Source organism: Streptomyces sp. NPDC005302, assembly GCF_040607345.1.
Lineage (GTDB): Bacteria > Actinomycetota > Actinomycetes > Streptomycetales > Streptomycetaceae > Streptomyces.
This window is the reverse complement of the sequence record NZ_JBEXGN010000012.1, coordinates 72,161-93,533: the sequence shown is the minus strand read 5'-3', so window position 1 is coordinate 93,533 and position 21,373 is coordinate 72,161. Positions and strand designations below refer to the sequence as shown.

General features: G+C 71.5%; 19 protein-coding genes and 1 pseudogene. 12 read left to right on the top strand and 8 right to left on the bottom strand.

The window, feature by feature from the left end; genetic code table 11:
• The first annotated feature begins 213 nt into the window (after window positions 1-213).
• From ABZT74_RS19840 to ABZT74_RS19825, 4 genes are read left to right on the top strand one after another with little or no spacing between them, the layout of a single operon-like run.
• Entirely contained in the window at window positions 214-1,176 is a 963-nt protein-coding gene (locus ABZT74_RS19840; RefSeq protein WP_356436477.1) for a metal ABC transporter substrate-binding protein, read from the top strand.
• Window positions 1,177-1,208: 32 nt separating this feature from the next.
• Window positions 1,209-1,985: a metal ABC transporter ATP-binding protein gene (locus ABZT74_RS19835; protein ID WP_356436474.1), complete on the top strand. Its 777-nt coding sequence runs from the start codon at window positions 1,209-1,211 to the stop codon at window positions 1,983-1,985.
• Complete coding sequence (locus ABZT74_RS19830) at window positions 1,985-2,887, top strand: metal ABC transporter permease (protein WP_355863584.1); 903 nt, start codon at window positions 1,985-1,987, stop codon at window positions 2,885-2,887. Before ABZT74_RS19835 ends, ABZT74_RS19830 begins: the two co-directional genes overlap by 1 nt.
• 58 nt (window positions 2,888-2,945) lie before the next feature.
• Window positions 2,946-3,362, top strand: a complete 417-nt coding sequence (locus tag ABZT74_RS19825; RefSeq protein WP_355863582.1) for a transcriptional repressor — start codon at window positions 2,946-2,948, stop codon at window positions 3,360-3,362.
• A 90-nt stretch (window positions 3,363-3,452) separates the two neighbouring features.
• On the opposite strand, the gene ABZT74_RS19820 is transcribed toward ABZT74_RS19825, so the two are convergent.
• The 3 genes from ABZT74_RS19820 to ABZT74_RS19810 form a co-directional block, all read right to left on the bottom strand.
• On the bottom strand, window positions 3,453-4,298 hold the full coding sequence (locus ABZT74_RS19820) for an isoprenyl transferase (protein WP_355863580.1): 846 nt from the start codon (window positions 4,296-4,298) through the stop codon (window positions 3,453-3,455).
• A 102-nt stretch (window positions 4,299-4,400) separates the two neighbouring features.
• A complete protein-coding gene (recO, locus tag ABZT74_RS19815; RefSeq protein ID WP_356436471.1) occupies window positions 4,401-5,147 on the bottom strand; it encodes a DNA repair protein RecO in 747 nt (248 codons plus the stop codon).
• Between the two features lie 194 nt (window positions 5,148-5,341).
• The gene (locus ABZT74_RS19810) at window positions 5,342-5,572 is read right to left on the bottom strand and encodes a hypothetical protein (protein ID WP_356173001.1); all 231 of its coding nucleotides are present in this window, start codon (window positions 5,570-5,572) and stop codon (window positions 5,342-5,344) included.
• A gap of 615 nt (window positions 5,573-6,187) precedes the next feature.
• On the opposite strand from ABZT74_RS19810, the gene ABZT74_RS19805 reads away from it, so the two are divergent.
• On the top strand, window positions 6,188-6,949 hold the full coding sequence (locus tag ABZT74_RS19805; RefSeq protein WP_356436468.1) for a PIG-L deacetylase family protein: 762 nt from the start codon (window positions 6,188-6,190) through the stop codon (window positions 6,947-6,949).
• 82 nt (window positions 6,950-7,031) lie between these two features.
• Here the strand turns inward: ABZT74_RS19805 and ABZT74_RS19800 are convergent.
• Window positions 7,032-7,418: pseudogene (locus ABZT74_RS19800) on the bottom strand (protein phosphatase); the annotation flags it as partial.
• Between the two features lie 337 nt (window positions 7,419-7,755).
• On the bottom strand, window positions 7,756-8,499 hold the full coding sequence (locus ABZT74_RS19795; protein WP_356436628.1) for a FadR/GntR family transcriptional regulator: 744 nt from the start codon (window positions 8,497-8,499) through the stop codon (window positions 7,756-7,758).
• A gap of 314 nt (window positions 8,500-8,813) precedes the next feature.
• On the opposite strand from ABZT74_RS19795, the gene ABZT74_RS19790 reads away from it, so the two are divergent.
• Genes ABZT74_RS19790 through ABZT74_RS19770 form a run of 5 tightly spaced genes read left to right on the top strand, consistent with a single transcriptional unit; the run spans window position 8,814 to window position 15,464 of the window.
• A complete protein-coding gene (locus ABZT74_RS19790; RefSeq protein ID WP_356436465.1) occupies window positions 8,814-10,442 on the top strand; it encodes an ABC transporter substrate-binding protein in 1,629 nt (542 codons plus the stop codon).
• A 19-nt stretch (window positions 10,443-10,461) separates the two neighbouring features.
• Entirely contained in the window at window positions 10,462-11,421 is a 960-nt protein-coding gene (locus ABZT74_RS19785) for an ABC transporter permease (protein ID WP_356172994.1), read from the top strand.
• The gene (locus tag ABZT74_RS19780; protein ID WP_356436462.1) at window positions 11,421-13,397 is read left to right on the top strand and encodes a dipeptide/oligopeptide/nickel ABC transporter permease/ATP-binding protein; all 1,977 of its coding nucleotides are present in this window, start codon (window positions 11,421-11,423) and stop codon (window positions 13,395-13,397) included. The genes ABZT74_RS19785 and ABZT74_RS19780 overlap by 1 nt, the downstream gene beginning before the upstream one ends.
• A gap of 43 nt (window positions 13,398-13,440) precedes the next feature.
• The gene (locus ABZT74_RS19775) at window positions 13,441-14,532 is read left to right on the top strand and encodes an ABC transporter ATP-binding protein (RefSeq protein WP_356436459.1); all 1,092 of its coding nucleotides are present in this window, start codon (window positions 13,441-13,443) and stop codon (window positions 14,530-14,532) included.
• Entirely contained in the window at window positions 14,529-15,464 is a 936-nt protein-coding gene (locus ABZT74_RS19770) for a dihydrodipicolinate synthase family protein (protein WP_356436456.1), read from the top strand. The genes ABZT74_RS19775 and ABZT74_RS19770 overlap by 4 nt, the downstream gene beginning before the upstream one ends.
• Window positions 15,465-15,552: 88 nt before the next feature.
• Here the strand turns inward: ABZT74_RS19770 and ABZT74_RS19765 are convergent, their stop codons facing one another.
• The 3 genes from ABZT74_RS19765 to leuA form a co-directional block, all read right to left on the bottom strand.
• The gene (locus ABZT74_RS19765) at window positions 15,553-16,767 is read right to left on the bottom strand and encodes a sialidase family protein (RefSeq protein ID WP_356436453.1); all 1,215 of its coding nucleotides are present in this window, start codon (window positions 16,765-16,767) and stop codon (window positions 15,553-15,555) included.
• A gap of 215 nt (window positions 16,768-16,982) precedes the next feature.
• Window positions 16,983-17,678: a TerB family tellurite resistance protein gene (locus ABZT74_RS19760; protein ID WP_356436450.1), complete on the bottom strand. Its 696-nt coding sequence runs from the start codon at window positions 17,676-17,678 to the stop codon at window positions 16,983-16,985.
• Between the two features lie 186 nt (window positions 17,679-17,864).
• Window positions 17,865-19,616 (bottom strand): 2-isopropylmalate synthase, encoded by a 1,752-nt coding sequence (gene leuA / locus ABZT74_RS19755; RefSeq protein ID WP_356436447.1) that lies wholly within the window; start codon window positions 19,614-19,616, stop codon window positions 17,865-17,867.
• Window positions 19,617-19,936: 320 nt separating this feature from the next.
• On the opposite strand from leuA, the gene ABZT74_RS19750 reads away from it, so the two are divergent.
• On the top strand, window positions 19,937-21,007 hold the full coding sequence (locus ABZT74_RS19750) for a M4 family metallopeptidase (RefSeq protein WP_356436444.1): 1,071 nt from the start codon (window positions 19,937-19,939) through the stop codon (window positions 21,005-21,007).
• A 60-nt stretch (window positions 21,008-21,067) separates the two neighbouring features.
• The gene (locus tag ABZT74_RS19745; RefSeq protein WP_355863554.1) at window positions 21,068-21,334 is read left to right on the top strand and encodes a protealysin inhibitor emfourin; all 267 of its coding nucleotides are present in this window, start codon (window positions 21,068-21,070) and stop codon (window positions 21,332-21,334) included.
• Window positions 21,335-21,373: the final 39 nt, after the last annotated feature.

Sequence of the window (21,373 nt, the reverse complement as noted above, 5' to 3'; positions counted from 1 at the left end):
GACGGACGGCGGCGAATGCTTCAGGTTACCGGCGTGGCCCACCTCTGTATCAAATCGGTTCGCTGAGTGGGCGGCTCGCTGGGGGTTACATCCGGTTGGTGGGTGTTTTCGAGGGGTGTGCGGGTGGGGGCGGGGGTGGGTGTTGGGGGGTTCAGGGGGTCCGCCCTTCGAGCGTATTGACAATCGTTTCCACTTTTGTTGAAAATGAGTGTCATGAACGTACGACGACGCCTCATATCCGGGTCCGCCGCTCTGGTGGCCACCGCCCTCGGTCTCGGGGTCCTCTCGGCCTGTTCGGGTTCGGCGGCGGCCGACGGCAAGGGCGGGGGCAGGCTCGACGTGGTGGCGTCGTTCTACCCGCTCCAGTACCTGGCCGAGGAGATCGGCGGGTCGCATGTGAGCGTGACGAACCTGACGCAGCCCGGCCAGGAGCCGCACGACCTGGAGATCAGCGCGCGGCAGACCGCGCGGCTGCAGGAGGCGGACGCCGTCCTCTATCTGAAGAACCTCCAGCCGGCCGTCGACGACGCGGTGGCCCAGTCCGAGGTGGGTACGAAGATCGACGCGGCGTCGTTGACGACGCTGGAGAACCACGGGAACGAGGTCGGCGGGCACGCGGCCGAGCACGACCACACCGCGGGCGAGGAGTCGGGGGCGGCGGACCCGCACATCTGGCTGGACCCGGTGCGGTTCGCCGAGGTGGCGGAGGGCGTCGCGAAGGGGCTGGAGAAGGCCGATCCGCGGCACGCCGGGGACTACGCGAAGAACATGGCGGCGCTGCGGAAGAAGTTCGACGCGCTGGACAAGGACTTCCGTGACGGGCTGGCGCACACGGACACGAAGACGTTCATCACGACGCACGCGGCGTTCGGCTATCTCGCGGAGCGGTACGGGCTGACGGAGGAGGCCATCAACGGTCTGGATCCGGAGTCGGAGCCGAGCGCGAAGCGGGTGCGGGGGCTGGAGACGCTGGCGAAGGCCGACGGGGTGACGACGGTGTTCTACGAGACGCTCGTGAGTGACAAGACGGCCCGGACGATCGCGCGGGACGCGGGGCTGCGGGCGGATGTCCTCGATCCGATCGAGGGGATCACCGGCAAGTCGAAGGGCGACGACTACCTGCAGGTCATGCGGTCCAACCTGAAGGCGCTGCAGACGGCTCTGGGGGCGAGGTGACGGAGGTGAGAAGCGTGACGGAGGCGGAGGACGTGGCGGCCGTGGGCGAGGCGGTGGTGTCGTTGCGCGGGGTGCGGGCCGAGCTGGGTTCGCGTCCGGTGCTGCGGGGTGTGGATCTGACGGTGCGCCGCGGTGAGGTGGTCGCGCTGCTGGGGGCGAACGGTTCGGGGAAGTCGACGGCGGTGCGCAGTGTCATCGGTCAGGTTCCGGTGAGTGCCGGGGAGATCGAGATCTTCGGGGTGCCGCGGCGGCGGTTCCGTGACTGGCGGCGGGTGGGCTATGTGCCGCAGCGGACGACGGCGGCGGGTGGTGTGCCGGCGACGGTGACGGAGATCGTGGCGTCGGGGCGGTTGTCGCGGGCGCGTTTCGGGGTGCTGCGCAAGGCCGATCACGCGGCGGTGCGGCGGGCGCTGGAGCTGGTGGGGATGGCGGACCGGGCGAGGGATTCGGTGAACGCCTTGTCCGGGGGTCAGCATCAGCGGGTGCTGATCGCGCGGGCGCTGGCGAGCGAGCCCGAGTTGCTGATCATGGACGAGCCGATGGCGGGAGTGGACCTTGCGAGCCAGGAGGTCTTGGCGGCGACACTGCGTGACCAGGTGGCACAGGGCGCGTCGGTGCTGCTGGTGCTGCACGAGCTGGGACCGCTGGAGCCGTTGATCGACCGTGCGGTGGTGCTGCGGGACGGGTGTGTGCTGCACGACGGTCCGCCGCCGAGGGCGGTGGGTCAGCATGCGCTGCCCGGTCATGACCATGTACATCCGCACGCGGCGCACGACGCCGGGCCGATCCGGACGGGGCTGCTGAGCTGATGGAGATCCTTGATTACGCGTTCATGCAGCGGGCGCTGCTCGCGGCGGTGCTGGTGGGGATCACGGCGCCCGCCGTCGGTATCTATCTGGTGCAGCGGCGTCAGGCGTTGATGGGTGACGGCATCGGTCATGTGGCGATGACGGGTGTGGGTCTCGGTTTTCTGCTGTCGTGGTCGCCGGTGTGGATGGCGACGGCGGTGTCGGTGCTGGGTGCGGTGCTGATGGAGTTGATCCGCTGGTACGGCAGGACGCGGGGTGACATCGCGCTGGCGATGCTGTTCTACGGGGGTATGGCGGGTGGCGTCATGTTCATCAATCTCGCGCCGGGTGGTTCGAACGCGAACCTGACGTCGTATCTGTTCGGTTCGCTGTCGACGGTGAGTGCGTCGGATGTGACGGCGATCTGTGTGCTGGCGGCGTTCGTGGTGCTGGTGACGCTGGGGCTGCGGCGGCAGTTGTTCGCGGTGAGCCAGGACGAGGAGTTCGCGCGGGTGACGGGTCTGCCGGTGCGGGCGCTGAACCTGCTGACGGCGGTCACGGCCGCGGTGACGGTGACGGTCGCGATGCGCGTGGTGGGTCTGTTGCTGGTGAGCGCGCTGATGGTGGTTCCGGTGGCGGCGGCGCAGCAGCTGAGCCGGAGTTTCGCGGCGACGTTCGCGATCTCGGTGGCGATCGGGGTGAGTGTGACGATCGGGGGGACGGTGACGTCGTACTACCAGGATGTTCCGCCGGGGGCGACGATCGTGCTGCTGACGATCGGGGCGTTCATCGCGTTGACGGCGCTGGCGGCTCCGGTGGCGCGGCGGCGGGCCCGGGCCGCGGCGGCTGTGCGGGAGGCCGGGGATCCGGTGGAGTGCGCGATTCCGGCGTCGCGGGGTCCGGAGAGCACGGTCGGCGTCTGACCGGGTGGAGTGCGGGCTGGCACAATGGCCGGGCAAGGGCAGACGTGAGGAGGCAACGGTGACAACCGCTGGATCGCCCGTTCGGGGCCGTTCCACCCGGCAGCGTGCCGCCGTGGCGGCCGCGCTGGACGAGGTCGACGAGTTCCGTAGCGCTCAGGATCTGCACGACATGCTCAAGCACAAGGGCGACTCGGTCGGGCTCACCACGGTCTACCGCACGTTGCAGTCGCTGGCCGACGCCGGCGAGGTCGATGTCCTGCGGACGTCGGAGGGCGAGTCCGTCTACCGGCGCTGCTCCTCCGGCGAGCACCACCACCATCTCGTCTGCCGTGTCTGCGGCAAGGCGGTGGAGGTGGAGGGGCCCGCCGTCGAGAAGTGGGCGGAGGCCATCGCGGCGGAGCACGGTTATGTGAACGTGGCGCACACGGTGGAGATCTTCGGCACGTGCGCGGACTGCGCGGCGGCGAAGGGCTGAGTTTCGCGATCGGTCACGGTCCCTCCCCCGTTCGGGGTGAGGGACCGTTCTCGTGGTGCGCGGGTTCCGGTACGGCGGTGGGCGTGGGGGTTACGAGCCGTCGCCCCTTATGCCTTGTTCCATGGCGAGGAGGTCTTCGTTGGGGACGGCGCCGCCGAAGCGGCGGTCGCGCTGGGCGTATTCGACGCAGGCGCGCCACAGGTCGCGGCGGTCGAAGTCGGGCCACAGGACGTCCTGGAACACCATTTCGGCGTAACTGGACTGCCAGATGAGGTAGTTGGAGGTGCGCTGCTCTCCGCTGGGGCGCAGGAACAGGTCGACGTCGGGCATGTCCGGGTAGTACAGGTACTTCTGGATGGTCTTCTCGGAGACCTTGTCGGGGTCGAGGCGGCCGGCGGCGACGTCGGCGGCCATCGCCTTGGCGGCGTCGGCGAGTTCGGCGCGGCCTCCGTAGTTGACGCAGAAGTACAGGGTCATGGCGTCGTTGTCCTTGGTCTGCTCCTGGGCGACCTGGAGTTCCTGGACGACGGACTTCCACAGTTTGGGCATGCGGCCGACCCAGCGGATCCGGATGCCGAGTTCGTCCATCTCGTCGCGGCGGCGGCGGATGACGTCGCGGTTGAAGTTCATGAGGAAGCGGACCTCGTCGGGGGAGCGCTTCCAGTTCTCGGTGGAGAAGGCGTAGAGGGAGAGGTTCTTCACGCCGAGGTCGATGCAGCCCTTGAGGACGTCCATGACGACGCCTTCGCCGACGCGGTGGCCCTCGGTGCGGGGCAGTCCGCGTTCCTTGGCCCAGCGGCCGTTGCCGTCCATGACGACGGCGACGTGGCCGGGGATGAGTTCGCCGGGGAGTTTGGGCGCGCGGGCACCGGAGGGGTGCGGTTCCGGCGTCTTGTACTCGCGGCGCTGGCGTCCCAGGATCCCGCGTACGACCATGTGCTTCTCGTCTCCCTCTTGCTCTTGCTCTCGTGCGGTGTTGCCGGTGTTCGGTGCTGTGGTTCCGGTGGCCGGTATTGTCCGTGCCGGTGCGGTGGCCGGTTACTTCTCCACGTAACGCAGGGAGCGCAGTCCGCGTTCCAGGTGCCAGTGCAGGTAGGCCGACACGAGGCCGCTGCCCTCCCGGACGTGGCGTGGTTCGGCCGCGTCCGCGGTCTCCCAGTCTCCCGTGAGGAGTGCGCCGAGGAGTTCGAGGGCCTGGGGCGAGGGTACGACGCTGCCGGGGACGCGGCAGTCGACGCAGACGGAACCTCCCGCGGCGACCGAGAAGAACCGGTTCGGTCCGGGCATGCCGCATTTGGCACAGTTGCCGAAGCTGGGGGCGTAGCCGTTGACGGCGAGGGAGCGCAGCAGGAAGGCGTCGAGGACGAGGTGGGACTCGTGTTCGCCGCGGGCGAGGGTGCGCAGTCCGCCGACGAGCAGCAGGTACTGCTGGACCGCGGGTTCTCCCTCGTGGTCGGTGAAGCGTTCGGCGGTCTCCAGCATGGCGGTGCCGGCGGTGTAGCGGGCGTAGTCGGTGACGATGCCGCCGCCGTAGGGGGCGATGGTCTCGCTCTGGGTGCACAGGGGGAGGCTGCGTCCGATGAGTTCGCCGCCGCGGGCGAAGAACTGGACGTCGACGTGGGAGAAGGGTTCGAGGCGGGCGCCGAACTTGGACTTGGTGCGGCGGACGCCGCGTGCCACGGCGCGTACGCGGCCGTGACCGCGGGTGAGCAGGGTGATGATCCGGTCCGCCTCGCCCAGCTTCTGGGTGCGCAGCACGATGCCGTCGTCGCGGAACAGACTCATGCCGCCCATTCTCGCCTACGGCGTCGGCGCCCCGGCCCCGATGGGCTCGATTGCGTGCAGGAGGCCGGTTCGGGGTGTGCGGCGGGGGGCCGGGGCGGGCTGCGGGCGGGTGGTGGCGGTGGGCGGGGGCACTGTGCGGGGCGGGGTGGGGTGGTCTCGGGTTCGCGTGTGCGGTGGGTGCCGTCGGGCCCGGTTCAGGGGACTTCGCCTCGGCTGCGGGCGTTGGCGTAGGCGGTTGCGGCGTGGATCCGTTCGGCGGCGGTGGCGCGGCGGACGGTGTCGGGCGGGCACTCCCATTCCCTGCCGCCGCCGAGCGGCCTCAGCCGGACGCGGGGCCCGTCGATTCCTGTGACCATGCCCACCTTCCCGGTGTGCGTGTCGACGGCGTACGAGCCGACCGGGGGTGTCGGCGTCGGGGGGTTCATCGGGGGGCCGCCGGTCGCCGGGGGGTGGTTCTGGTGGAACGGCCGCCGCGGACGACCGCGGGGCGGGGTGCCGGGGGTGCCGTGGCCGGTGGGGCGGTCCGCGGGACCGGTGGGGTGGTGTCGGCGTGGGCGAGCGCCGTGGTGTCGGCGTGGGTGGGCGCCTTCACGGTTTCCTCCGCCTCTTCGGCGCGGTGCGCCGAGTGTCGTCCCCCCAGTGGTGCGTGTTCTCGTACGTGATCGTGCGGGTGTTCCGTGCCTGTCTCCTGTCGGAGTGTCCGCGGGGCCGGCGCCGGTGCCGGTGCGGGTGCCCTTGTCCGAGGGTGGGCCCGTACGGCCGGCCGGGATTTGTTCTTCTTTCACCCTGCTCCCCCGCGCCGCCGGATTTCACGCTTCGCATCCCGGTGGTGACGCTCCGCGTCTACACTCGGCGGGATGAGCCCGTGGCAAGTGCCGTGCGGTGCACGGGGGTTGGCGGCGGGTGCGGGCCGGGGCGGTGGGTCCGCCGGGTGTACGGGGGTACCGGCGGACGGGTGACGCGGGCCGGTCGGAGGGCGGGGAGGGGTAGCCTGCACTGGCCTGTGAACGAGCCGCTCGGCAGGGGAGGACGACCCGTCGATGACTCTTCCGAGCCTTCTGGCGGTGTTCGCGCACCCGGACGACGAGTCCTTGTCGGCGGGCGGTGTGCTCGCCCGGCACGCGGCGTCGGGAGCCCGTACGGCGGTCGTGACGGCGACCTGGGCGCAGGACACCCGGCGGGCGGCGGAACTGGCCGACGCGCTGCGGATCCTCGGTGCGGGCGCGCCCCGGCTGCTGGGCTACGCCGACGCCCGTTTCCCGGGGTCGGCGCCGGGGGCGGTCCGGTTCTGCGACGCGCCGCTGGACGAGGCGGTACGGCGGCTGGTGGCGCACCTCCGGGAGGTACGGCCGGACATCGTGGTGACGCACGACGCGTACGGCGGGCTGACGGGCCATCCGGACCATGTGCACACCCACCGGGTGACGGTGCTCGCGGTGCAGGCGGCCGGGCTGGACCAGCTCTACCCGGACGCGGGCCCGGCGTGGCGGCCGGGCGCCGTCTATCTGGCCACGCATCCCGACTCCGCCGCCCGGGAGCTGGGCCCGCTGCTGGTGCGGGAGGGCAGGCCGATGTTCAGCGTCCCGGACGCGTGGGTGACCGCGACGGTCGAGGCCGGTCCCTGGCTGGACCGGAAGATCGAGGCGGTGTTCGCCCACCGCGCCGAGGTGGAGCGCGGGGCGCTGCCGGGCCGGCTCGCGGGACTCCCTCCGGAGGAACGGCGGAGGCTGCTGGCCACGGAGTGGTTCGTCCGCCACGGGACCGGTGCCGCGCATCCGCCGCAGACGGAACTGACGGCCTGAGCGGCCGGGAGTCCGGGCGGCGCCCGCCCACCGGACGGCGGACCGGCGCCGGCGCAGGCCGCTGGTCCCGTGGGGCGAAGTGGCGTACGTGGGCGCGCTGCCAGGGGGTCTCCACCGCGTGGCGGTCGTAGTGGCGGCGGACGTGGGCGACCGCGTCGGCGGGCGGTGCGCCGTCGAGGACGGCGAGGCAGGCCAGGGCGGCGCCGGTGCGGCCCCGGCCGCCTCCGCAGGCGATCTCGACGCGTTCGCCGACCGCCCGCCGCCAGGCCCGGGTCAGGACGGCACGGGCCTCGTCGCGGTCGGCGGGCAGCCGGAAGTCGGGCCACCGCAGCCGGGGGGCCTCCCGGGGCACCGGGGGCGGCTCCCTGCCGAGCAGGTACACGGCGTACGTGGGCGGCGGGGTGTCGTCGTCCGGGAGGGGCCGCCGCGGCGCCCGCCCGCGGACGGTCCGCCCGGAGGGCAGCCACAGGACACCCGCACCACCCGGTGCCCAAGTGCCGCTCCCGGCGGCGGAGTCGGGCCGCGCGCCGGACTGGCGTCCGGGTCCGGTTTCGGCCAGGGGGTCAGGGTGGGGGCAGGGGCGGCGCGCCGGGGCGAGACGGTGCCGCGACCTCAAGGAGCATGCGTCGCAGGCCCCAGCGGGCTTGGCCTGTAAGGGTGTTGGGCGCCGGTTTCCGTACGGGGCGCCGTGGCGCGGCCCGTACGGGTGGGTCCGCATGCACGCGTCCGTACGCACGGGTCCCTACGCACCGGTCCCGTACGCACTGGTCCGTGCGGGCGTCCGATGACAGGTGGTGGGCTCGGGGTCAGCTCACGCCGCGGGCGCCCTGGGCCGCCCGGGCCTCGATGCCGCGGAAGTGGTCGGACATCGCGTCGCGGGCACCCTCGACGTCGCGGGCGCGCAGGGCGGTGAGGATGTCGCGGTGGCGGCGGGCGGTGACCTCGGGGGTGATGTCGTCGGTCCAGCCGCGGACGGCGGCGACGCGGCGGAAGACGGTCCAGAAGGCGTTGAGGAGCTGGGGGACGAGGGGGTTGCCGAGGGAGGCGTAGAGGAGTTCGTGGAACTCGCTGTCGAGTTCGGGGAAGGAGCGTCCTCCGTCACGGGCGGCGGCCTCCATCCGGGTGACGACGGTTTCGAGCCGGTCGAGTTCGTCCTCGGTGAGGACGTCGACGACGCGGCTCATGAGGCCTTCCTCCAGCACCTCGCGGACCTGGAGGATCTCGGCGAGGGCGCCGGTGGGATCGTCCGGACGGGCGAGGGTGCGGAAGGTGAGACCGTCGACGAGGGGGGTCATGGACGCCTCGCCGACGTAGGTGCCGTAGCCGTGCCGGATCTCCACTATGTCGAGTGCCTGGAGTGCCTTGAGTGCCTCGCGGACGGAGTTGCGGCTCACCCCGAGGTCGTTCATCAGCTCGGTCTCGGTGGGCAGCGGGGAGCCGGCGGGGAGGCCCCGGTCGAGGATCAGCTGCATGACCTCGCGCTGGATCTGGCTGGTCACCCGACGCTCGGCTCGGCTCCGGTTCCCGGTCTCCTCAGGCATGCGCCGCATCGTACGCTCGCTGGACATCGGACGTCCCACCTCCGGGCTGATTAAAGTCCTGGTTCGGCCAACTGCCCCTGTTTCAAGCCGTCATTGGTCGCACCAGTGGAAGATACGCCATTCGCGTGCGATCCCTTGACCCCCTCGAGCGCCCCTTTTATGGTCGCGCTGCCGCCTATGACGTAGGACGTCGTATCTCCTGCCGCGCCGGCCCGGGGCGGCTTCGCGATCCGTCGGGTCCGCGGCGCCCGGGGACCCGACCGCTTCACCGCTCCACCGCTTCACCGGACCGCTCAACTGGACCACTCCTTGCTGGAGGAACCGTGCGCGACGTGACCACCGCTCCGGCGCTGCACCGCCGGTCGTTCCTGAAGTACACGGGCGCCCTGGGCGCCGCCGCCGCGCTGTCCTCGTCGCTGGCGGCCTGTTCGTCCGGGCCGGAGTCCACGAACGACACGGGCAACTCGGGCAGCGGCAGGAACGCCACCCTGACGGCCGTGATCGGCTACGGGAACGACGGCAGCTGGGATCCGACGCAGACCGCGTCCGCGTTCTGCATGGCCGCCAACAACCACATCTACGAGGGTCTGCTCGACACGGACCCGATCTCCCGCGAGCCGTACGCGGCGCTCGCCACCCGGGTGCCCGCCGATCTGACGGGCACGTCGTGGAGGTTCACGCTGCGGGCGGGCGCCACGTTCCACGACGGGAAGCCGGTCACCGCCGACGACGTGGTGTTCGTCTTCGACCGGATCCTCGACCCGAAGACCCAGACGCTGGCCAAGGGCTTCTTCGCGAGCTGGCTGAAGGAGGTCCGGAAGATCGACGCGCGGAACGTGGAACTGGTCCTCAAGTTCCCCTTCCCGGAGGGGATCGCCCGGCTCACGCTCGCGAAGATCATGCCCCGGCACGTGTTCTCGCTGCCGGGGGCCTGGGACGACGCGATCAGGGGGAAGGCGATCGGCTCGGGGCCGTACCGGCAGACCGCGCACCACCCGAAGTCGAACACGACGTTCGAGGCGTTCGCCGCGTACAACGGGCCGCGCCGGGCCGCCTTCACGAAGATGAACTGGCTGACCATAGTGGACGCCGCGCCCCGGGTCGCGAAGATCTCCGGGGCGAGCGCCGGAGCGCAGATCGCCGACAACATCCCGTACGCCAACATCGGGCAGCTCACCAAGGGCGGCATGACCGTGCGGGGCGGCGCGGGCATGAACAACCTGTTCCTGATGTTCAACACGCGGCACAAGCCGTTCGACGACGTCCGCGTGCGGCAGGCGCTGCACCACGCCATCGACACGAAGAAGATGGTCGAGGTCGCCCTCAAGGGGCACGGCAGGCCCGCGACGTCGTTCCTGAACGAGGCCAACCCCGCCTACCGGCCCGCGAGGACCGTCTACTCCTACGATCCGGAGAAGGCGAGGAAGCTGCTCGAGGAGGCCGGGGTCAAGGGGCTGCGGATCGAGATCCTCGCGGTGAACGTCAGCTGGATCGTCGACTGCCTGCCGACCATCAAGGCGTCCTGGGACGCGATCGGCGTGAAGACGACGCTGGCCCCGCAGGAGACCACGGCCGTCTTCACCAAGATGGACCAGAAGCAGGACTACCAGGTGGTCGCCGCGGCCTCGAACCCCAACCAGTTCGGCCTCGACGCCGACCTGATCATGCACTACAACTACGGCCCGCAGAACCTGTGGATGGGCTACGCCCGCTGGGCCGGCGACCCGGTCGCCAAGAAGCTGTTCCAGGACATGGACCGGGCGACCCGGGAGCCCGACGCCGGCCGGAAGAAGACGATGATCCAGGACTACATCGACGTCGTCGCCGAACAGGCCGTGCTCTACCCGGTGGTGCACAACGAGCTGATGACCGCGTGGAACCCGCACCGGCTCACCGGGATAAGGCCACAGCCCTACCCGGGCATCAACCTGCTGCAAGCCAAGTGGGTCTAGGCGACGGGAGAGTCGGTACGTGGTCGTCATCGTCAGGATCCTGCTGCGCCGCGTCGCGCTGCTCGTGCCGCTGATGCTCGGGATCGTCCTGTTCGTGTTCCTGGTGATGCGGTTCTCGGACGTCGACCCGGCGTCCGCGTTCTTCCAGGGCGCCAACCCCACCCCCGGACAGCTGCACGACTTCCGGGAGCGGAACGGGCTGCTCGACCCGCTGCCCGTGCGCTACGTCCACTTCGTCGGGGACCTCCTCCACGGCGACCTGGGCACCAGCGCGCTGACCCGGGCACCGGTCGTCGAGCAGGTCACCACCGCGCTGCCGCTCACCCTCCAGCTGACGTTCCTGGGCCTCGGCATCGCCGTGGTGCTGGCACTGCTCGGCGGCGTCACGGCGGCGATCTACCGGGACCGGCTGCCGGACCAGATCATCCGGGTCGTGTCACTGACCGGGGTCGCCGCGCCGGGCTTCTGGCTGGCGCTGCTGATGATCCAGTACCTCGCCGTCGACCGGGGCTGGTTCCCGACCGGCGGCTACATCAACCCGGCCGACTCGCTCACCGGCTGGCTGAGGACGATGGCGCTGCCCGCGCTCGCCCTGTCCCTGCCGGTCGCCGCGCAGCTCACCCGGATCGTGCGGACGTCCGTGGTGGAGGAGCTCGACAAGGACTACGTGCGGACCGCGATCGGCAGCGGGCTGCCGCCCCGGGTGGTCGTCGGCCGCAACGTGCTGCGCAACGCGCTGATGAACCCGCTGACCGTGCTGGGCCTGCGCGTGGGCTATCTGCTGGGCGGCGCGGTCGTCATCGAGACGATCTTCTCGCTGCCCGGCATGGGCAAGCTGATGATCGACGCCGTGCAGAACGGCGACCCGGCGGTCGTGCAGGGCGTCGTCCTGACCACGGCCACCGGGTTCGTGGTGGTGAACCTCGTCATCGACCTCCTGTATCTGCTGGTCAACCCACGACTGAGGGAAGCGTCCTGATGTTCACGCGGAAGGAACTGGCGGGGGTCCTCGCCCGGCCCGGTGTCCGGCTGCGCGGCTGGCGCAGGCTGCCGCCGCTGTCGCGGATCGCGGTGTGTTTCCTGGCCGTGGTCGTGCTGGTGGCACTGTTCGCGCCGCTGATCGCCCCGCACGACCCGCTCGACCAGCTGCCGCCGGTGGACGGTACGGGTCATCCGTCCGCGGGCCACTGGATGGGGCAGGACAGTCTCGGCCGGGACATCCTGAGCCGGCTGATGTACGGGGCGCGCTGGTCGCTGGCGATCGGTCTCGGCGCCACCGCGCTCGCCCTCGTGGTGGGCTCGCTCCTCGGGGCGTTCGCGGCGACGTCCCGCAAAGGGGTCGACGAGACGCTGATGCGCTGCCTGGACGTGGTGATGGCGTTCCCCGGCATCGCGCTGGCGGCCGTGCTGGTCGCCGTGTTCGGCGGCGGCATCACCGTGCTGATCTGCGCGATCGCGTTCCTGTTCACCCCGCCGGTCGCGCGGGTCGTCCGGGCGAACGTCCTCGATCAGTACGGGGAGGACTACGTGACGGCCGAGCAGGTGATCGGCGCCCGTACCCCGCACATCGTGCTGCGGCACGTGGCCGTGAACTGTGCGGCGCCGGTGCTGGTGTTCTGCACCGTGCAGGTCGCCGAGGCGATCGTGTTCGAGGCGTCGCTGTCGTTCATCGGCGCGGGTGTGCGGCCTCCGGACCCGTCCTGGGGCAGTGTCATCGCCGACGGCAAGAACATGGTGCTGACGGGCGGCTGGTGGGCGACGGTCTTCCCCGGGCTGCTGATGCTGCTCACCGTGCTGTGTCTGAACATCCTCTCCGAGGGGGTCTCCGACGCGTGGGCGGCGCCCGCGGCCCGGGAGGTGCCGGTGCCGCCCGCCGAGGACCGGCTCCAGGCCCCGGAGCCGGGCAGCGGCACGGTCCTCGAACTGCCCGGGCTCGCCGAGGCGGCCGCGCGGCTGCGGTCCCGGGCCCGCCCCCGGCCCGACGCCCCGCGGCCGGTCCTCGCCGTCGAGGACCTGGCGATCGGGTTCGATGACCGGCACGGCGGGGTGGACATCGTCGACGGCATCGGCTTCGAGGTGTATCCCGGTGAAGTGCTGGGCCTGGTCGGTGAGTCGGGGTGCGGGAAGTCGCTGACCGCGCTGACGGTGATGGGCCTGGAGCCGAAGGGCGCCCGGGTCCGCGGCCGGGTCCGGTTCGACGGACGGCAGCTGGTGGGCGAGCCGATGCGGGTACGGCGCCGGCTGCTGGGCCACGAGATGGCGATGGTCTACCAGGACGCCCTGTCGTCGCTGAACCCGGCGATGACGATCAGGGCGCAGCTGAAGCAGGTGGTACGTCGTGGTGGCGGCCGCACCGCCGCCGAGTTGCTGGAGCTGGTCGGTCTGGACGCCGAACGGACCCTGCGGAGCTATCCGCACGAGTTGTCGGGCGGGCAGCGTCAGCGGGTGCTGATCGCGATGGCGCTGTCCCGTGAACCGCGTCTCATCGTCGCCGACGAGCCGACGACGGCGCTGGACGTGACGGTGCAGGCGCAGGTGATGGAGCTGCTGCTGCGTCTGCGGGCGGAGCTGGACTTCGCGCTGGTCCTCGTGTCGCACGATCTGGCGCTGGTCTCCGCGGTCACCGACCGGGTGGTGGTGATGTACGGCGGGCAGATCGTCGAGACGGGGGTGACGGCGGACCTGGTGGAGTCGCCGGCCCACCACTACACGCGGGGGCTGCTGGGCAGTGTGCTGTCGCTGGAGTCGGCGGCCGAGCGGATGACGCAGATCAAGGGGGTGGTCCCCTCCCCCGCCGACTTCCCGGCCGGCTGCCGGTTCGCCGACCGGTGTCCGCTGGCGGCCGAGGTGTGCCGGTCGACCGCGCCGGCCCTGGTGGGCACGCCCACGCACACGGCGGCCTGTCATCGTCCGGCCGTCGACCTGGTGACCACGGAGAGCGAGGCCGTGAAGTGAACGCTGCGCAGCGGATGCCGGGGGCTCTGGGATGACCGGGCCGGTGACGGAGAGGGCGAGTTTCGGGGCGGAGCCGCTGGTGCGGCTCACGGACGCGCACGTGGTGCACCGGGCACGCAGCGGCGGGGTGTTCACCCGGGACCGGGTGTACGCGCTGACGGGTGTCGGCCTTTCGGTCGCGCCCGGGGAGACGGTCGGGGTGGTCGGCGAGTCGGGGTGCGGTAAGTCGACGCTGGCGAAGGTGCTGGTGGGGGTGCAGCGGCCGACGTCGGGCACGGTGACCTTCCACGGCGACGATCTGTGGTCTTTGAAGCCGGACGTGCGGCGCACGGCGGTCGGCGCGAGCACGGGCATGATCTTCCAGGATCCGTCGACGGCCCTGAACCGTCGGCTGTCCGTGCGGCGGATCCTGCGTGACCCGCTGGACGTGCACCGGCGCGGCACCCCGGCCGAACGGGAGGACCGGGTCCGGGAGTTGATGTCTCTGGTCGGTCTGCCGCGGGCTCTCGCGGACGCGTTGCCGGGCCAGTTGTCGGGCGGGCAGCGCCAGCGGGTGGCGATCGCGCGGGCTCTGGCGCTGGATCCGGGGCTGGTGGTGGCGGACGAGCCGACGAGCGCGCTGGACGTGTCGGTGCGGGCGCAGATCCTCAACCTGCTCCTCGACCTGAAGGAACGCCTCGGTCTGGCGCTGGTGTTCGTATCGCACGACATCCAGACGGTGCGGCGGATGAGCGACCGGGTGATCACGATGTATCTGGGGCGGGTGGTGGAGGAGTCGCCGGCGGGGGAGGTCACCGGCGGGTCCCGGCACCCGTACACGCGGGCGCTGTTCTCGGCGACGCCGGGCCTGCTGGAGCCGGTCGATCCGATTCCGCTGACCGGGCCCGTCCCGTCGGCGACGCGCCCGCCGAGCGGCTGCCCGTTCCGCACCCGGTGCTGGAGGGCGGACGAGGAGTGCGCGGAGCGGATGCCGGAGTTCACGGCCGCGTCGGCGCCGGGGCACCGTTTCCGGTGTCACCATCCTGTGGAGGAGGGCCGGTCGACGCGTGACCTGGTCGCGCAGGCCGCGTCCGCCGCCGCGGCCACCGCCCTGGCCGACGCCATGTTCCAGCAGCACATCAGGGAGCCTTCATGACCTTCCCCGCCCCGCTGACCGGTGTCGTACCGCCCGTCTGCACGCCTTTGACGCCGGACCGCGAGGTGGACGTCCCGTCGCTCGTCCGGCTGATCGACCATCTGATGGATGCCGGGGTGCACGGTCTGTTCGTGCTGGGTTCGACGTCCGAGGTGGCCTATCTGACGGACGCGCAGCGCCGGCTGGTGGTGGAGACGGCGGCCGGGCACGTGGCGGGCCGGCTGCCGGTGCTGGCCGGTGCGATCGACATGACGACGCCGCGGGTCCTGGACCACGTGCGGGCCGCGCGGGCCGCGGGCGCGGACGCGGTCGTGGTGACGGCCCCGTTCTACACGCGCACCCATCCCGCCGAGATCGCCCGGCACTTCCGGCTCGTCGCGGCCGGGGCGGGGCTGCCGGTCTTCGCGTACGACCTGCCGGCTTCCGTGCACACCAAGCTGCGCCCGGAGCTGGTCCTCGCTCTCGCCGCGGAGGGTGTCCTCGTGGGCCTCAAGGACTCCAGCGGCGACCTCGGTTCCTTCCGCTCGGTCGTCACGGGGGCCCGTGATCTGCCCGGGGTCGGCGGGTTCACCGCGCTCACCGGTTCCGAGGTCGTCGTCGACGCGGCGCTCGCCCTGGGCGCGCACGGTGTGGTGCCGGGGCTCGCCAACGTCGACCCGGCGGGCTACGTGCGGCTGTACGACCTGTGCGCGGCGGGCGACGTCGAGGGGGCGCGGGCGGAGCAGGAGCGGCTGTGTGAGCTGTTCGGGATGGTGGACGTCGGCGATCCGGCCCGGATGGGCGGGAGTTCGTCGGCGCTCGGCGCGTTCAAGGCGGCGCTGTTCCTGCGGGGCGTCATCGCGTGTCCGGCGACGGCGGAGCCGCAGGTGCCGTTGTCGGAGGCGGAGGTCGAGCGGGTGGGCAAGTACCTGGCGGGGGCCGGGCTGTTGTAGGGGGCCGGGCGATGCCGCCCGGCCCGCGCCGCCAGGACTCGGGCTGTCCCTGCTCGGGCCGTCCCGACTCGGGCTGTCCGGGTTCGGGCTAGCCGGGCAGGCCGTTCACGGGCAGGCGCCGGAAGGTGATGGTCTCGTAGGGGCCGGTGACGCCGGTCTCGTAGAGGATCCCGACGCGGGACGGGCCGAGCTGGACGAGGTCGGAGTAGGCGGCCGGGTCCGTGGACAGGGTGGACGCCCGGGTGAAGGCGGCGCCCCCGGTCGTGCTGCGCCACAGGGCCATGGAGCGGCGGGCGGTGGGGACGGACGGGCCGGCGAACAGGAGCGGTGCGGTGGGGCCGCCGGTGAGCTGGAGGACGCTGCCCTGCACGACGGGGACGTCGTTCAGGGTGGGCTGGACGGTGTAGGGGCGGTCGAGGGTTTCGCCGCCGTCGCTGGAGTAGGTGTCGAGGCGGTTTCCGGGGCTCGTGCCGTTCTGGTCGCGGGCGCTGAAGTAGAGCCGCCCGTCGGGGAGTTCGGCGACCGTGCTCTCGTTGGAGTTGTCCGTCCCGTCGTAGGAGTCGTCGACGAAGCCGAGTCGCCAGGTGAGTCCGCCGTCGTCGCTGTAGAGGGCGTGGGCGCCGTAGTACCTGGCTTCCTGGCCGGTGTCGGTGGAGCCGGCGGGCGGGGCGGCGGAGTGGTTGGCGGGGACGACGAGGCGTCCGGCGTGCGGGCCGTGGCGCAGGGCGACGGCGTGGCCGGGACCGGTGGCGTACCAGCGCCAGTCGGGCAGCTTGGTGGCGGCGGTGATGTCGCGCGGCGCGGTGAAGTGGCGGCCGTCGTCGCGGCTGGTCTGGACGAAGGCGCGGCGGCTCTGCTCGGCGGTGACCTCGCCGCGCATGATCTGCGCCTCGCTCACGGCGCCGCTGTTGTAGGAGGTGAGCAGGACGACGCGGCCGGTGCGGGGGTCGACGACGGGGGCGGGGTTGCCGCGGGTGTCGCCGTCACCGGAGGCGACGACCTGGAGCGGGCCCCAGGTGCAGCCCTTGTCGGGGGAGCGTCTGAGGACGACGTCGATGTCGCCGGTGTCGCCGGCCCCGCTGTGCCGCCCTTCGGCGAAGGCCAGCAGGGTGCCTGCGCGGGTGGTGACGGTCGCCGGGATGCGGTACGTGTCGTAGCCGCCGCGGCCCGCGGTGTAGGGCACGGAGGAGGTGCAGTCCCGGCCGTGCAGGGGCGCGGCGGAGGCGGTGCCGCCGGTGGCGGCGAGGGCGGTGAGAAGTCCTGCGGCACTGGCGAACGCGGCCATGCGGGTCGTGACGGTCATGGCACTCCCTGGACTACGCGGACTGCGCGGACCACGTCGGACATGGGACGTGGGATGTCCTGGGAGAAGTTAGTGGGCGTCGGGTGGCACAGCAATACCTGTGGGGCGACGGCACGCTGACGGGGTGTCGGTTCACTCCGTTGTCGCGGCGGATGGTCGCGGGCACCGGTCGGGAAGCGGGCGCGGGCGGCGGGGCGGTGGGACCCCGGAGGGGTTCAGGAGGGGGTGCGGGCCGTCGCCAGGAGGCGGGTGACGTCGTCCGAGCAGATGGTGAGGGCCGCGCCGACGGTGGCGAGGACGTCGCGCTCGGCGGGGGTGTAGGGGCCGTCGGCGAGGGCGATACGGGCGCCCTGGAGGAGGATCGCCTCGCGGCCGGTGGGGGCGAGGTGCGGGGCCAGCGGGTCGAGTGCCTCGTGGAGCTCTATGGCCAGGCTCGCTCCGCAGGGCTCGCCGAAGAGGCGGCCGGTGTCGGCGGCGAGTGCCTCGACGAGGGCGCCGAGCTGGTCCTCGGTGCAGTCGTCGAAGCCGGCCGAGCGGACGGCGGACGCCGCGGTCTCCAGGGACGTACGGGCGCAGCCGCCGCCCGTGGCGAGGACGGCGAGGGCGACGGTGTGGACGGCGTCGCGGAGCATCGCGGAGAAGCGGGTGGTGGTGGGGTGGTCGAGGACGTCGGCGCCGTAGTGGTGGTGGCAGGCGGCGCACTCGACGACGGGCCCGGTCTCGCCGCGCGGCAGCACGGGCAGGCCGAGGAGGGTGAAGCGGCGGCGTCCGGTGAGCCGCTGGTAGTTGCGGTCGCCTCCGCAGCCGGGGCAGAAGAACTCGCCGTCGCCGACGGTGCTCCACGCCGTACGGGTGCCCAGGATGCGGGGAACCTGAACCGAGCGACCGTTTCGTCCCCATCCTGGCAGCACGTCGCACACCTCCGTAACGCCACGGCAACATCGCCGCGCTGGCGTGATGTTAGCCACATTGTCGAGGCGCCGTCAGTACCCCGGACGAGACCCGTCCGTGACCCCGGCCCGCTTTGGCCGGTACACGACTGCGGCCCCGCCCGCCTCACAAGGCGGACGGGGCCGGAAAGACGCAGGTGGAACGGGTCAGCGGGCGGCGCGGTTGACGGCGGAGACGACGGCCTTCAGCGAGGCACGTGTCGTATTCGCGTCGATGCCGATTCCCCACAGAACCTTGTCGCCGATCGCGCATTCGATGTAGGAGGCGGCCTGTGCGGAGGCGCCCTTGCTCATCGTGTGCTCCTGGTAGTCCAGCAGGCGTACGTCGATGCCGATGGACTGCAGGGCGTCGAAGAACGCGGAGATCGGGCCGTTGCCGGTACCGCTCAGGACGGTGTCCGCGCCGTCGACGGTGGCCTCGACGGTGAGGGTGTCCACGCCGTCCTTGTCGGTGGTGGACTGGCCGGTCCTGACCTGGACGCGGCCCCACGGGTTCGCGGGGTTGGGCAGGTACTCGTCCTGGAAGGTCGCCCAGATGTCCGACGGGGTGACCTCGCCGCCCTCGGCGTCCGTCTTCTGCTGGATGATCTTCGAGAACTCGATCTGCATCCGGCGCGGCAGGTCCAGCTTGTGGTCGTTCTTCAGGACGTACGCGATGCCGCCCTTGCCGGACTGCGAGTTGACGCGGATGACGGCCTCGTAGGAGCGGCCGACGTCCTTGGGGTCGATGGGCAGGTACGGGACGGCCCACTCGATGTCGTCGACGGTGACGCCCTTGGCGGCCGCCTCGGCCTCCATGGCGTCGAAGCCCTTCTTGATGGCGTCCTGGTGGGAGCCGGAGAAGGAGGTGTAGACGAGGTCGCCGGCGTACGGGTGACGGGCGTGGACCTCCATCTGGTTGCAGTACTCCCACGTACGGCGGATCTCGTCGATGTCGGAGAAGTCGATCTGCGGGTCGACGCCCTGCGAGAACAGGTTCATGCCCAGGGTGACCAGGTCGACGTTGCCGGTGCGCTCGCCCTGGCCGAACAGGCAGCCCTCGACGCGGTCGGCACCGGCCATCAGCGCCAGTTCGGCGGCGGCGACGGCGGTGCCGCGGTCGTTGTGGGGGTGGATCGACAGGCAGACGTGCTCGCGGCGGGACAGGTTGCGGCCCATCCACTCGAAGCGGTCCGCGTGCGTGGAGGGCGTCGAACGCTCCACGGTGGCGGGCAGGTTGAGGATGATCTCGCGGCCCGGGCCGGGCTGCCAGACGTCCATGACCGCCTCGCAGACCTCCAGGGCGAAGTCCAGCTCGGTGTCGGTGAAGATCTCGGGGCTGTACTGGTAGCCGAACTCGGTCTCGGGGTCCAGCAGCTTCTCCGCGTACTCGACGACCAGGCGGGTGCCGTCGACGGCGATCTGCTTGATGTCGTCCTTGGAGCCGCGGAAGACGACGCGGCGGAAGACCGGGGCGGTCGCGTTGTACAGGTGGACGTTGGCGCGCCGGGCGCCCTTCAGCGACTCGACGGTCCGCTCGATCAGGTCCTCGCGGGCCTGGGTCAGTACGGAGATCGTCACGTCGTCGGGGATCGCGGTCTCGTCCTCGATGATCGAGCGGACGAAGTCGAAGTCCGTCTGGCCCGACGCCGGGAAGCCGACCTCGATCTCCTTGTAGCCCATCTTCACCAGCAGGTCGAACATCTCGCGCTTGCGCGCGGGCGACATGGGGTCGATCAGGGCCTGGTTGCCGTCACGCAGGTCGGTGGAGAGCCAGCGGGGGGCGACGGTGATCCGGTTGTTCGGCCAGTCGCGGTCGGGGATGTCGACCTGGTCGTACCGGCCGTACTTGTGGACCGGCATCGACGTGGGACGCTGGCGGTTGGCGCGGGTCTGCTCGCTGCTGTGGCTGTTCGCCATGATGCGTGGGCTCCTCAGGATGTCCGAAAGGACGGCCGACGGCGCAACACCAGACTCCGCGGGGAGGGGGTCGGCCTCGACTACAGGCCCTCGCCGCGGCAGCTAAGGAGAAGCAGCCCGAAACGCATGATGCTCCGCAGCCTAACCGAGTCGCGCTTGCCACGGGGGGCCGTATCAGTATGCGGGATCACGGGTGGCGAAGAGGACAAAACGTGCGTCATACCAATTCCGGGCGGACGATCCGGCTCCCTTTCGCCGCATTTCACCAATCATGGTTGCGGGTAGTGACAGTGGCATAACTCAGTGCAAGGGTGCCGGGCATGACCACCAACGGGGGCTTCGAGCCCGTCTTCTGCACCATCGTGCCGCCCCACGTCCTCGACCGACTCGCGAGCAGCGAGGACCCCGCGCTCGCCGGTCCCGCCCGCCAGACCCTGGAGCGTGACGCGTACGAGCGCACCCACCGGCGGCTGACCACCGTCCTCGGCGCGCCCTCCGTCGCCGCTCCGCCGGAGGCGGCGGGCGGGCAGCCGCACCGCACGATCTACGACGCGCGCCACGGGCAGGACCTCCCGGGCACCCGGGTCCGCGGCGAGGGCGAGGAGCCCGGCACGGACGCCACCGTCAACCGTGCGTACGCCGGCCTCGGTGCCACCTTCGAGCTCTACCTGAACGCGTACCAGCGTTCCTCGATCAACGGCGACGGCCTGCCGCTCGACGCCACCGTGCACTTCGACAACGACTACAACAACGCCTTCTGGAACGGCGAGCAGATGGTGTTCGGCGACGGGGACGGGGAGATCTTCCTCGACTTCACCATCCCGGTCGACGTCATCGGGCACGAGCTGACCCACGGGGTCACCCAGTACACGGCGAACCTCACCTACTTCGGCCAGCCGGGCGCCCTGAACGAGTCGATGTCGGACGTGTTCGGGTCGCTGATCAAGCAGTACACGCTCGGCCAGAGTGCCGCCGAGGCCGACTGGCTGATCGGCGCGGGGCTCCTCGCCCCGCGCGTCACCGGCTCCGCGCTGCGCTCCATGAAGGCGCCGGGCACCGCGTACGATGACGACGTGCTCGGCAAGGACCCGCAGCCCGGGACGATGGACGGCTATGTCCGCACCGGCCGTGACAACGGCGGCGTCCACATCAACTCCGGCATCCCCAACCACGCCTTCTACCTCGTCGCCGAGGCGCTCGGCGGGCACGCGTGGGAGCGGGCAGGGCAGATCTGGTACGACGTCCTGACCGGTGGGGAGCTGCCGCAGCAGGCCCTGTTCTCGGACTTCGCGCGGCTCACGCTGGCCGCGGCGCGCTCCCGGTACAACGACGGGGAGGAACTCCAGGCGGTCGGCAAGGCCTGGGAGCAGGTGGGGGTTCCGGCCACGTAGAGGGTGCCGTTCCGCGCCGGGGCCGTGGCCGCGGGCGTCCGACTCGGCTAGACAGGACCCATGCGTATTCAGGTGAGGCGCACGGGCGGGTTCGCGGGCATCGAGCGCCGTGCGGAGGTGGACACCGCGGGGCGGCCCGACGCGGATGACTGGCACGTCCTGGCCGAGCGGACGCTCGCCGCCGGCCGGGGCGCTCCCCCGCCCGGCGTCCCGGACGGCTTCAGCTACCGGATCACGGTGGACGGCACGACGGTCCACGCGGCCGACCCGAGCCTCACGGAGGAGCAGCGCGAGCTGATCTCCCGGGTGCTCAAGGAGGGCGCCTAGCGGGCGGCACTGCGGCGGGGCCCGGCGGGGAGGGTCAAC

Excerpts from the sequence above, each read along its gene's own strand:
- ABZT74_RS19745 (WP_355863554.1), top strand. The coding sequence starts at position 21,068 with ATGCGTATTCAGGTGAGGCGCACGGGCGGGTTCGCGGGCATCGAGCGC.
- ABZT74_RS19840 (WP_356436477.1), top strand. The coding sequence starts at position 214 with ATGAACGTACGACGACGCCTCATATCCGGGTCCGCCGCTCTGGTGGCC.
- ABZT74_RS19780 (WP_356436462.1), top strand. The coding sequence starts at position 11,421 with ATGTTCACGCGGAAGGAACTGGCGGGGGTCCTCGCCCGGCCCGGTGTC.
- ABZT74_RS19795 (WP_356436628.1), bottom strand. The coding sequence starts at position 8,499 with ATGCGGCGCATGCCTGAGGAGACCGGGAACCGGAGCCGAGCCGAGCGT.
- ABZT74_RS19805 (WP_356436468.1), top strand. The coding sequence starts at position 6,188 with ATGACTCTTCCGAGCCTTCTGGCGGTGTTCGCGCACCCGGACGACGAG.
- leuA (WP_356436447.1), bottom strand. The coding sequence starts at position 19,616 with ATGGCGAACAGCCACAGCAGCGAGCAGACCCGCGCCAACCGCCAGCGT.
- ABZT74_RS19820 (WP_355863580.1), bottom strand. The coding sequence starts at position 4,298 with ATGGTCGTACGCGGGATCCTGGGACGCCAGCGCCGCGAGTACAAGACG.
- ABZT74_RS19770 (WP_356436456.1), top strand. The coding sequence starts at position 14,529 with ATGACCTTCCCCGCCCCGCTGACCGGTGTCGTACCGCCCGTCTGCACG.
- ABZT74_RS19810 (WP_356173001.1), bottom strand. The coding sequence starts at position 5,572 with ATGAACCCCCCGACGCCGACACCCCCGGTCGGCTCGTACGCCGTCGAC.
- ABZT74_RS19830 (WP_355863584.1), top strand. The coding sequence starts at position 1,985 with ATGGAGATCCTTGATTACGCGTTCATGCAGCGGGCGCTGCTCGCGGCG.
- ABZT74_RS19765 (WP_356436453.1), bottom strand. The coding sequence starts at position 16,767 with ATGACCGTCACGACCCGCATGGCCGCGTTCGCCAGTGCCGCAGGACTT.
- recO (WP_356436471.1), bottom strand. The coding sequence starts at position 5,147 with ATGAGTCTGTTCCGCGACGACGGCATCGTGCTGCGCACCCAGAAGCTG.
- ABZT74_RS19750 (WP_356436444.1), top strand. The coding sequence starts at position 19,937 with ATGACCACCAACGGGGGCTTCGAGCCCGTCTTCTGCACCATCGTGCCG.